Source organism: Candidatus Eisenbacteria bacterium (assembly GCA_013140805.1).
Classification (GTDB): domain Bacteria; phylum Eisenbacteria; class RBG-16-71-46; order RBG-16-71-46; family RBG-16-71-46; genus JABFRW01.
Genome location: JABFRW010000031.1, coordinates 40,235 through 52,098 on the forward strand (window position 1 = coordinate 40,235; position 11,864 = coordinate 52,098).

Consider the following 11,864-nt stretch of genomic DNA (forward strand, 5'->3'; position numbering starts at 1 on the left):
AGCGAATCTCATAGCCCGCTTCGCGGTGACCGACTATACACTTCCTACCGGGACCGGCTCTCCCAAAACGACACGGACGTGGTGAGTTCGACCATCCGAAACCAGCGGGATCGCGGCTGCGTTCACCGCGACGCCGTCCAACTCGACCTCCGCGACTCCGCGGTTGCGGTGTGCCGGGTTCTCGACGCGAATGTCGTAGCGGGCCGTGCCGTACCGCCACTCGACCGAGAAGCCGTCCCACGCGGCTGGAATGCACGGAGCGATGGCGAATGCTGAGCCCCGGCGTTCGATGCCGAGAATCGACTCGAGCCCGAGGCGATACATCCACGCCGCGGAGCCGGTGTACCAGGTCCAGCCCCCGCGGCCCATGTGGGAGGGATGCGTGTAGACGTCGGCGGCAACCACGTACGGCTCGACTTTGTAGCGATCGACGTCGGCCCGGGTGCGCGTGTGATTGATCGGATTGATCATGTGGAACAGTTCGACGGCCTCGTCGCCGCTGCCAAGGCGCGCCATCGCCATCACCGTCCACAAGGCGGCGTGTGTGTACTGTCCGCCGTTCTCGCGTACTCCGGGCAGATACCCCTTGATGTAACCGGGGTCGAGCGGCGCGCGGTCGAACGGCGGCGTGAGGAGCTGAATCACACCGGCGTCACGCCGCAACAACTGCATGCGCACGGCATCCATCGCGCGTTCCGCGCGGCGAGTGGGAGCGGTGCCCGAGAGCGCTGCCCAACTCTGCGAAATGGCGTCGATCCGGCACTCCGCCGACTGCGCGGAACCGAGCGGGGAGCCATCATCGAAGTACGCGCGCCGATACCACTCGCCATCCCAGGCCTGCTCGAGTGCGCGGCCGAGCAATTCGCACTCTCCGCGCCATCTCACCGCTCGTTCGGCGTCTCCGCGCGCTTCAGCGACGGCCGCGAACTCACGCAGGACCCGTGACAGGAACCAGCCGAGCCAAACGCTCTCGCCGCGGCCACGATGCCCGACGCGATTCATGCCGTCGTTCCAGTCCCCGCTACCGATCAGGGGCAGGCCGTGTGCGCCCATGGTAAGGCTACGCTCGATCGCGCGCACACAGTGTTCGTAGAGCGAACCGCTCTGCGCGGATCGCTCGGGCTGTCCATAAGCATCCGGCTCACCCGCTCCGAGCGGCGGCGCTTCGAGAAACGCGATCCGTTCGTCGAGCACCGCAGGATCGTCCACGGTGGCGAGGTAATGGGAAACCGCGAACGGAAGCCACAGCCGATCGTCGGAGCAATGGGTCCGAACGCCTCGCCCCGAGTGGTCGTGCCACCAATGTTGCACGTCACCCTCGACAAACTGACGCGCGGCGGCGCGCAGGAGGTGGGCCCGCAACAGCTCGGGACCGGCGAACGTGAACGCCATCAGGTCCTGAAGCTGGTCGCGGAAGCCGAACGCTCCGCCCGGTTGATGGAAGCCGGTGCGTCCCCACACCCGTGAGCCCAGCGACTGATAGAGCAACCACCGATTCATCAACAGATCGAAGGAATCGTCTGGAGTTCGAACCTGGATGGTGTCGAGAATCTCGTCCCATGCGCGGCCGACCTGCGCGAGCACCTCTACCGCAGCGGCGGGGGTTGCGAAGCGACGCGCGAGATCCATCGCGCGCTCCCGAGATGGAGCCTGACCGAGCGACAGTACGACTTGCTTCGACTCGCCCGGGGCGAGCGCCACCGGTACCTGGAGCGCCGCGCACGGGTCGAGGCCAGCGCCGAATCGTTCACCCAATCGCTCACGCGTAAGGGCGGCGGGCCGTTGCAGCGAGCCGTTGCGGCCGAGGAATTCGAGGCGATCGCCGGTCGCGGAGGTGGCGGCGGGATGCGAGGCTGCGAAGGCCACCCGACTCGCGAAGTCGGTGTTGTAGGGATTGCGAGCCAGGATCACCCCGCTTTCCCGATCGCGTTCGGTGATCACGAAGCGCTGCTCGCCCGCCCGCGGTGGGCACAGTGCCCACTCGTTGTACGCGAACACGGCCACCTTGCGCGCGGACGCGCCGTGGTTGGTGAGCGTGATGAGCGTGAGTTTGAGCGACTCGGTCGGGTGCACGAACACTTCCGTTGTGCACTCGATTCCGCGTTCGCGATGGGCGAAACGGGTCACCCCCGCGCCATGTCGCGTGACCCAGCGCCCACCCTGAGGCGAGCGTGGAAGCGGGCCAGGAGTGGCGCCCCAAACGCGGCCCGAGTCCTCGTCCCGCAGGAAGATCGCTTCACCGCTGAACTCGCTGACGGGATCGTTTCCGAACGGCGTGAGGCGATTCTCCCGACTGTTCTCGGCCCACGTCCACGCGGCACCGGTCGCACCGACCACGGTGCCGAAGTTCGGATTGGCGATGACGTTGACCCACGGCAAAGGCGTGTCGGCATCGCCGGACAACACCACCGCATACTCGCGACCGTTCGCGACGAATCCGCCCAATTCGTTCGAGTGCGACAAGACCGGCGCCTCGATCTCGGTGTCCGATTCCACCGGCGTCGACTCTTCCGCCTTCGCTGCGAACTTGACGCGGGGCAGCGTGGGGATCGGACGCGGCAGATCGAGCTGATCGGCCAGCTCGCCGAGTTCTCCGCTCAGTACCGCGCGAGCCGAGGCCATGAGCAGAATGCGCTGCGCGTCGGACATGCCGTCGCCCCGCAGCAGATAGACGCCGCCCGGGCGATGCTTCCACGCCGCCCACGGGCCGTTCTCCAGCAGCTCCTGCAAGCGCTCGTGCATCTCGTCCAGGTAGCTCACCGGATGATCGTTCAGAATGACCAAATCGGCGTTGAGGCCCTTGAGTCGCCAGTACTCCTGAGCTCTCAACACCTGCCGCACCAGTCCGAGATCGTTCTCCTCGACGACACGCGCCAGCAGGATCGGAAGATCGCCCGAGATCTCATGGGCCCACAGTCCCGACTGCCCGAGCGTATTGGCCTCGAGAAAGGTCGGTGCCGCACGCAGCGACGCATCGGTCCACAGCACTCGCGAAGCCAGTCGTTCGTAGAGTTGCGCTTCATCGGTCGAGAGCCCGAGATGTCGGAGTCGCATCTGGGTCTGGGTCGTCGCGAGTGCAAACGTTCGTGATGCCGACGCGGAATCGTCGTACTTCTCCGCCAGGGCGATCGCGGCGGCATGGCTGAGCGCCACACCGGTCGCGAACGAGAGTCGCACCTGTCCACCGGGAGCGATTCGGACGCGACGCCTCAGGCTCAGCACCGGATCGAGCACCGCGCCAGTCGTTCCAGACAACGGCCGGCCGTCGAGCGCCTGTGGATTCGCCGGTGTGCGGCCGCGACCGACGAAGCGCGAGCGATCGGTTTCCCATTCGACCGCGCCATGCACACCGCCTTCGGCGCTGAGCACATGTACGGCCCACGGTGCCGGTTCGTCGGGCGAGCGGGGCCGTCTTCCGCACAGGATCGCGCCGCACTCCGGCCGATACTCGGTCTCGAGGAACAGCTTGAGGAAGGTCGGATGCGCGAGGTCCTCGGAAGGAGGTGCGAGCACCACCTCGACGAGGCTCGTGATCTCGATCTCGCGCAGCCGATCCGTCGTGTTGACGAGCGAAATGCGTCGTACTTCGACGTCGTCCTCCGGGGACACCGTAATCTCGAGGTGCGTCACGATCCCGTCGTCGGAGCGGTGGAACACCGCTTCGTCGGCGAGGAAGCGCACCTCATAGCGTTCGGGTTCTCGACACACCGGCTGATACGCGGCGGACCACAGCAGGCCGCTGCGCACGTCCCGCAGGTAGATGAAGTGGCTGCCCGCGTCGCACGTCGCGTCCTCGCGCTGTCGCGTCACGGAACGCCCGCGCCAGCTGCTCGCTCCGCCACCGGCGTGCGTCACGACCGCCGTGTACTGGCCGTTCGAGAGGAAGTGCGCGCTCGGGAAACTGGTGTGCGGTGACCGGAATCGTCGCGGTGCCGCCTCGAGCGTGGGGGGCCCGACGCGTGTGGACTCTGCGGGGCGAGGTCGCGTGACCGGTACGTAGCGCGGCACGCGCTCCTGCAACAGCGGCTCGGTGACCTGTACGCGCGGATCCGAGTGGAAGCGGCGCACCATCGGGCTGCCGAGTACCGCGTTGGTGAGCGCGACCAGGCTCATGCCTTGATGATGCGCGAAGAACGCGCGCACCAGACGGACACGATCCGTCACGGCGGCGGCGTGGGGCGTGTCGACGGGACGCTGACGAGGCGTGAAGTCGAGCGCTTCGTAGAAGCCGAACGATCGCTGAGCACCCTCGCGCGCCAGCCTTCGGAAGTTCGCGGCGGCCGCCGCGGGATCCACCATCGCCGCGAGCGCGGTCGCGTACGGCGCGATGACGAGGTCCTCCGCCAGACCGCGCTTGAGCGCCAGTCCCGGGACACCGAACGCCTTGTACTGGTAGTTGCCGTGCTGGTCCACCAGATCGAACGCCGATTCGGAGATGCCCCACGGCACGCGCTGTGATTGGGCATAGGCGATCTGCGCGCGCAGCACCGCACGGTGCGTGTTCTCGAGCAGCGTGTCCGGGTGATTGCGCATGATGAGCAGCGGCATCAGGTACTCGAACATCGATCCGCTCCACGAAACCAGTGCCGCACGCCCTTCGACGCTCAGGAGTGCGCGTGACAGGCGGAACCAGTGCTCCTGCGGGACCTCGTCACGCGCGATCGCGATGAAGCTCGCGAGTCGCGCCTCGGAAGCGAGCAGGTCGTAGAACGACGCGTCTCGCCGCCCCGGGCCGTCCGCAGTCGCGAGCCGGAAACCGATCGAGAACATGCCGCGCGGGCGATCGTAGAGAAACTTCCAGCTCATCCGGTCGACCAGCGCATCACACCGCGCCGCGAGTGCTTCGAGCCGTTCGCGTACCGCGCCGCCCGCACCCGGCGGTTCGAGGCAGCGCTCGATCGCTTCGTGGAGCGAAGCACCCCACTCCGCGATCTGGTCCCGCGTCGAACCCGGAACGCCCCAGCGCACCACTTCGTCGAGCGCCGCGGTCAACTCGCGATCGAATGACCTCAGTTCTGCGGAGTGCGACGTCGTTCGATGCGCCTCCGCGTCGTGGGTGAGGCGCTGCTGGAGCGTGTAGACGATCCCCAGCGCAGTGCTGCTCGACTGCAGCGCCGCCTTCACGCCTTGCGACTCGCGCCGCAGCGAGGTGAGCAGTTCGACCAGCACCCCAGCACCATCCGCAGCGCCCGATCGCACGCGCTCCTCGTCGTCGGCGCCATCGCCCAGCATGCGAAGGCCGGCGGCCAGCGTCATGAGCGCACCGGCGAGATTGCCGCTGTCGACGGTCGAGACGTAGCGCGGCAACAGCGGAGCGAGGTTTTCGGTGTCGTACCAGTTGAGGATGTGCCCTTCGTGACTCTCGAGGCTCTCGACCGTTCCGAGCATGCGCTCGAGCCGCTCGATCAGTTGGGCCGTGCGCACATAGCCGAGGTCGTGTGCGGCCAGCGTCGAAAGAAGGCCCATCCCGATGTTGGTCGGTGAAGTGCGGTGGGCAATGCGAGGCTCGCGATCCTCCTGGGTGTTGTCGGGCGGCAACCAGTGATCGCGCTCGTGCAGGAAGCGATCGAACCAGTGCCAGGTGCGACGTGCGATGCGTCGCAACAGCGCGATATCCTCCGGGCTGGGAGCGAGTCGCCGCGGTACGACCGGCCGACTCAACCACCACGCGACGAGCGGCGAGCCGAGCCACAGCAGCAGAAATGGCAGGGCCGCCGGGAGCGCGCTGGCTCGCAACGGTAGGAGGCCGAGCAACGCCACCATCGCGACCGCCGGCCCGGCCCACATCTCGGCGACGAAAGCGCGCCGTCCCTCGCGGGCCAGAAGATGCGCCGCGCGCGCGGCGGTCGTCGCGGCGGTTTCCCACTCGAGCAGACGACGCTGCGTGATCACCATTCGAATCAGCGTCAGGGCGATCGCGTGCAGCATTTCGTAGGCGTGATACGCGAGCAGCGCGATCTCGAGCAGGACTTGTGCACCGGCCGTCTGGAACTCCGCCCAGACGTCGTGCAGGAATACGCCGAGAGGCTGCTGCGGCCGAGGACCGCGAATGAAGTGCAATCCGACCGGGAACATCGGGAAGGCGAGCACTGCGAGTGCCGCGAGCGTCCACGGCAGGGGAGAGCCCGGCATCCAGGTCCACGCGGAGGCCAGAAACGCAAGCATCGCCGGAGCCTCGAGACTGCGTCTCAGGTTGTCGAGGATCTTCCAGCGGCTGATGAGTGGCAGGCGGCTGCGTTCGAGCCCGCGACGCGTCGGAACCACCGGCAGCAGCCACAACAGGATCTGCCAGTCGCCGCGGACCCACCGATGCTGACGCCGCGCGTGCGCCAGGACGCTGGAGGGGAAGTCGTCGACCAGCTCGACGTCCGACACCAGCGCGCAACGCGCATACAGACCCTCGAACAGATCGTGCGAGAGAATCGCGTTCTCCGGCACTCGCCCTTCGAGTGCGGCGGCGAACGCATCGACGTCGTAGAGGCCCTTGCCGGTGAAGGTGCCCTCGCCGAACAAGTCCTGGTAGGTGTCCGAGACTGCGGTGGTGTAGGGATCGATCCCGGTGTGTCCTGCATAGACTCGCGCGAACAGGGATCCCGCGGCGCTCGCCATCGTGACGCTCACGCGCGGCTGCAGCATGCCGTATCCCCGCACCACACGGCGCAGGGCGGGATCGAACACGGCGCGATTGAGCGGATGCTCGATCACGCCGATCAACTGACGCGCGGAATCGCGCGGCAGCCGCGTGTCGCTGTCGAGCGTGATGCAGTAGCGCACCTGGGGGAGGATCGAGAGCTCGCCGCGCGTGATCACGAAGCTGGTGTCCGTCGCTCCCCGCAGCAGGCGATTGAATTCCTCGAGCTTCCCACGCTTTCGCTCCCAGCCCATCCACACGCCTTCACTCGCGTTCCACCTTCTCGCGCGATGGAACAGGTAGAAGCGGTCACTTCGGCCCGCCCCGTAGCGGACGTTCAGCGCCTCGATGCCGGCGATGGCCGCTTCGAGCGTCTCCTGTTCGCCCGCGAGGTGTTCGGCGTCGGCGTCGGCGAAATCGGTCAGCAGCGCGAAGTGAATACTCGGATCGTTGTTCCCGAGCGCGTGCACCTCGAGATGCTCGACCAGCGCGCGCGCCCCGTCGACCGAGGCGAGCAGGGTCGGGACCACCACCATCGTGCGGGCCGAGACGGGAATGCCATCACGAAGGTCGAGACGCGGGAGGCGTCGCGGTTTGACGATGCGATGCACGACGCGATGAACGGTCGCGACCGCGAAGCTCGCGGCCGGCAGCAATGCGATCGCGGCCACCCACGCGAAGCTCGAGGTGGCGGCGCCCTGTGCTTGGGCGCCCCAGACGGCGAGCGCGACTCCCAGCAGGGTCAACGAGGCGACGGTTCCGAGATAGAACGTCGTCGCGTGCCCGAAAATCGCGCGAGTGAATCGGAGGCGAAGTCGTGGTGCGTGCGCAACATCGACCTCGAAGCCGCGCCGCCCGCCACCGATCAGGTGATAGCCGACGTGGGCGGCGAGTGATCCGAAGCCATTGGCTTCCGCGGCCTCGCGGGAGCTCTCGATCGCACGCAGCGCGACGCGAACCTGAGCTTCGCCGGTCGGTTCGGCCAACTCCTCGACGGCGTGCCGGTAGCGGTCGCGGCTCGTGAAGTCCATGCGGCCATAGGTGCCGTTCGGATCCCGCATGAGGATTTGTTCGATGAGGCTGACGCTCTCGAAGTATTGATTCCAGTCGAGCGTCGCGCACAGCCGCAGGCTCGTGATGCAATTGCCCATCGACACGCTGCCCATCGCCTGTCGCTGATGCTCGGCTCGCACGGCCTCTTCGACGGTGACGCCGCCCCGGCCGAGCCGCTCTTCCAGCTGCGATCGAAGCTCGGCCGCCGCCGCGCCGTACTCGCGCATCCGCTGCAGCAGCTGATCGACGAACGCGACATGGAGCTGCCGTGGCAGCGGGGCAGGCCGTTCGGATCCGTGATGACGCTCAAATGCCGCGAAGTGCCGGTCCGCGCTTCGGCGTCCGTCACGGCTCTCCAGCAGTTCCTCAGCCAATCGTCGCAAGTGGCCGATCAGGGCCATCTTGAGCATGCTCGGCCACGCCCACAGTTCGCCGATGCTGATGCTTGCAACGGTCTGAAACGCATTCATGAAGCGATCGAGCCGGCGGGCGTCGAGTCGCGCGTCGCTGTACCGCAGCAACTCGACCGCCATGGCGAAGATGCGAGCCATTCCCGCGCGATCACGGGCCGCGAGCTTGGGCAGTTCCTGGTAGTAGCGAGTCGGGAGGTGGTGGCGGATCTCGCGGATCTCGCCCTCGATGAGATGGAAGTTGTCCAGCAACCACTCGGCGCCCGGCGCGATCGCCTCGCCATGTCGCACGTCGGCGGCGATTCGGCGATAGGCATCGCGCAGCACCCGAGCATCGGCATCGAGTTGCCGCAGCAGCAAGGGCCCGCGCCGCGGATGGCGCGACAACGTGAACCCGGCCGCCAGTGCGCGGGCGCGTTCTTCGAGGCGCTCGACGCCGAGCAGCTCCCCGTGAAGGGGGCTCGAGTCGAGACCGATCGGACGAAGGTGAGGCTCGCTCGTTGCAGGGCTCGCTGCCAACGGTGTGCGCTCCTTCCGCGAGATGACCGTGGTGGGCACGGCCGCAGGATTGAGGCCTGCGCATACTATCAGGCCGGCTTCGTCGACGGGCCAGCGGTGTGGCAACATGCACGGCAATGAACGACGCTCCGCTCATCTTGGTCACTGGTGGCTCGGGCTTCAACGGCATCAATCTGATCCGCCATCTGCTCGAGCGCGGCTACCGAGTGCGCTCGCTCGACCTGCTGTCGTTCGACTACGTCGATTGTCGCGATCGCATCGAGGCGATCCAGGGCGACATTCGCGACCGCGAGACCGTCGAGTCCGCTATGCGCGGAGTTCGACTGGTCGTGCACTGCGCCATGGCGCTGCCGCTCTACCCCTCGCACGAAATCCTCACCACCGGGATCGACGGCACGCGTCGGCTGCTCGAGAGCGCGGAACGGAATCGAGTCGAGCGCTTCGTCCACATCTCATCGACTGCGGTCTACGGGATTCCGGACCACCATCCACTGCTCGAGACGGATCGACTCGATGGCGTGGGTCCCTACGGCAAGGCCAAGGTCGAAGCCGAGTCGGTGTGCCACGAGTTTCGCGCCCGGGGGATGTGCGTCCCGATTCTGCGCCCCAAGAGCTTCATCGGGCCCGAGCGACTCGGCGTATTCGCGCTGTTATACGACTGGGCGCAGGAAGGGCGCAGCTTCCCGATGATCGGAAACGGGAAGAATCGCTATCAGCTGCTCGACGTCGCCGACTTGTGTCAGGCCATCGAGCGCTGCCTGACGCTCGATACCGCGATCGTCAACGACACCTTCAACATCGGTGCGCGGGAGTTCCTGACCATGCGCGAGGACTACCAGGCGGTGCTCGACCGCGCGGGGTTCGGCAAGCGGGTGCGCGGATTCCCGTCCGCTCCGCTGATCTGGACGTTGCGGGTCCTCGACGCGCTGCGACTCTCTCCGCTCTACAAATGGGTGTACGAGACCGCCAGTAAGGACTCGTTCGTCTCGATCGAGAAGGCCGAGCGACTGTTGGGCTATCGATCTCAGTACTCCAACCGGCAGGCGCTGGTTCGCAACTTCGAGTGGTATCTGGCTCACCGAAGCGAGTTCGCCAACCGCTCGGGAGTCTCACACCGGGTGCCGTGGAAACAGGGCGCGCTCGGAATCGCCAGGCTGTTCTTCTAGCGGAGTCCGGCTCTTGAAAGATCTCACCACAGGTTCGGTGACGCGGCATCTGCTGCAGACCAGCGGCTTCATGCTCGTCACCATGCTGTTTCAGACGCTCTACTTCCTCGTCGATCTGTACTGGGTGGGGAGGCTCGGCAAGGAAGCCGTGGCCGGCGTCGGAGTGGCGGGCAATCTCATGTTCGTCGTGCTCGCGATGACTCAGATGCTGGGGGTGGGGACCACCACGCTGATCTCGCATGCAGCCGGGCGCAAGGAACCCGATCGAGCGCTGTTGGTCTTCAACCAGTCGCAGGTGCTGTCGGTGTTCGTCGGCATCGCCTTCTTCTCAATCGCCATGCTGGGGCGTGGCGTGTACGTCGACAATCTGAGCGCCGATGCCGAGACCGCGCGCCTCGCGGACGAGTACCTGCGGTGGTTCATCCCCGCGACCGCACTCCAGTTCGCCATGGTGTCGATGGCTGCCGCACTGCGCGGCACCGGCAACTTCATGCCCGGCATGATCGTTCAGTCGGCGACCGTGGTGCTCAACATGATCCTCGCGCCGTTTCTGATCTTCGGCTGGTTCACGGATCGACCCATGGGTGTGGCCGGGGCGGCGCTGGCGACACTGATTGCGATCGCGATCGGAACCGCGTGGCTGCTGACCTACTTCATTCCGCGCGAGTCCTACTTGCGCTTCATGCGTGCCGATTGGAAGCCGCAGCTGGCCCTGTGGGGACAGTTGCTCAAGATCGGGCTTCCGGCCGGCGCCGAGTTCGCACTCATGGCCGTCTATCTATTCGTCATCTATGCGATCAGCCGCCCGTTCGGTGCCGCCGCTCAGGCCGGGTTCGGGATCGGAATGCGCGTGATGCAGGCCGGCTTCATGCCCGTCGTGGCACTCGGCTTCTCGGTCGCCCCGGTGGCGGGACAGAACTTCGGCGCACATCATCTGAATCGGGTGCGCGAAGTGTTTCGCTCGGCGGTGTTGCTCTCGATCGCCGTGATGGCCGTGTTCGCGCTGCTGTGCCATGTCGCGCCGGCCGCCATGATCCGGTTGTTCTCATCCGACCCGCAGGTCGTCGCGGTGGGAGACGAGTACCTGCGCATCGTGTCGTGGAATTTCGTGGCGGCCGGCATCGTGTTCGTGGTTTCGAGCATGTTCCAGGCGCTCGGCAACACGATTCCATCGTTGATCAGCTCGTTCGTACGATTGCTGGTGCTCGTGGTGCCGGGCCTCCTGTTGTCTCGCATGGACGGGTTCCAGCTCTACTGGATCTGGTACCTCTCGGTCGCCGCGGTGACGGTGCAGATGATCCTCAGTTTGCTGTTGCTGCGTCGTGAATTCGTGCGCAAACTCTCCAGTCCCGTCAACGTGCCGTCGCCCGTGATCCCGATCGCCGCGGGTTCATGACGCGCGCCGCGCTCGCAATCTTCACGTATGCGCTGCTCCAGGGCGCCGCCACCGTCCCGGTGGCCGCTCGAGCCGCGACTCGCTCCGTCGCGGTCGCGCTGCCCGACACCGGACTGTTCTCCCCAGTCGCCGCTCAGCTCGAAGCTCAACGGGCACTGCTGGCGGCCCTGCCCGCCGTCCGACCGAGCCCGGAGCGCGTGTGGCTGCTTCTGGACTCCGGACAGCCCGATCAGGCCGCGCGCGAAGCCACCAGGCTGGGAGTCGAGGACGAGGCGTCCGTTGTCGCGCGCGCCCGCGCACGGCTCGCGATCCAGGACTTCACGGCGCTCGAACCGCTCATGGCGCGACTTGCGGACTTCGATTCACCGGACGCGCGGGACACTCGATACGCGTGGGAGCGCGCGCGCGATGCGTCGGCGGCCATCGACTCGCTCACCCGGACGCGGCTCGCGGGCGGGGATTCTGGCGTAGTACCGGAACTGCTCGCGGCCGGGCGGCTAGCACACGAAATGCTGGAGCACGCGCGCGCCGAATCTCTGTTCGACCGCGCCCTCGGGGCGCTGCCGACGGGCGACTCCTCATCGATCCGTCGCGCTCGGGCCGCAGCGCGCCTGGGTCGAGCACTGGTGATGCAGAAACGCCGTGAGTGGGATGCATCACTCGCCGAACTCGAGCGGACCCTCGATGAC

General features: G+C 66.7%; 4 protein-coding genes. 3 read left to right on the forward strand and 1 reads right to left on the reverse strand.

Features of this window, described 5'->3' with window-relative positions; translation table 11 throughout:
* Window positions 1–33: 33 nt before the first annotated feature.
* Complete coding sequence (locus tag HOP12_03310) at window positions 34–8,613, reverse strand: hypothetical protein (GenBank protein ID NOT33178.1); 8,580 nt, start codon at window positions 8,611–8,613, stop codon at window positions 34–36.
* Window positions 8,614–8,729: 116 nt separating this feature from the next.
* Between HOP12_03310 and HOP12_03315 the strand changes: the two genes are divergently transcribed.
* The 3 genes from HOP12_03315 to HOP12_03325 form a co-directional block, all read left to right on the forward strand.
* Entirely contained in the window at window positions 8,730–9,779 is a 1,050-nt protein-coding gene (locus HOP12_03315) for an NAD-dependent epimerase/dehydratase family protein (GenBank protein ID NOT33179.1), read from the forward strand.
* Between the two features lie 13 nt (window positions 9,780–9,792).
* Window positions 9,793–11,175: an MATE family efflux transporter gene (locus tag HOP12_03320; GenBank protein NOT33180.1), complete on the forward strand. Its 1,383-nt coding sequence runs from the start codon at window positions 9,793–9,795 to the stop codon at window positions 11,173–11,175.
* The coding region (locus HOP12_03325; GenBank protein ID NOT33181.1) for a hypothetical protein at window positions 11,172–11,864 on the forward strand (693 nt) is incomplete at its 3' end. The genes HOP12_03320 and HOP12_03325, both read left to right, overlap by 4 nt.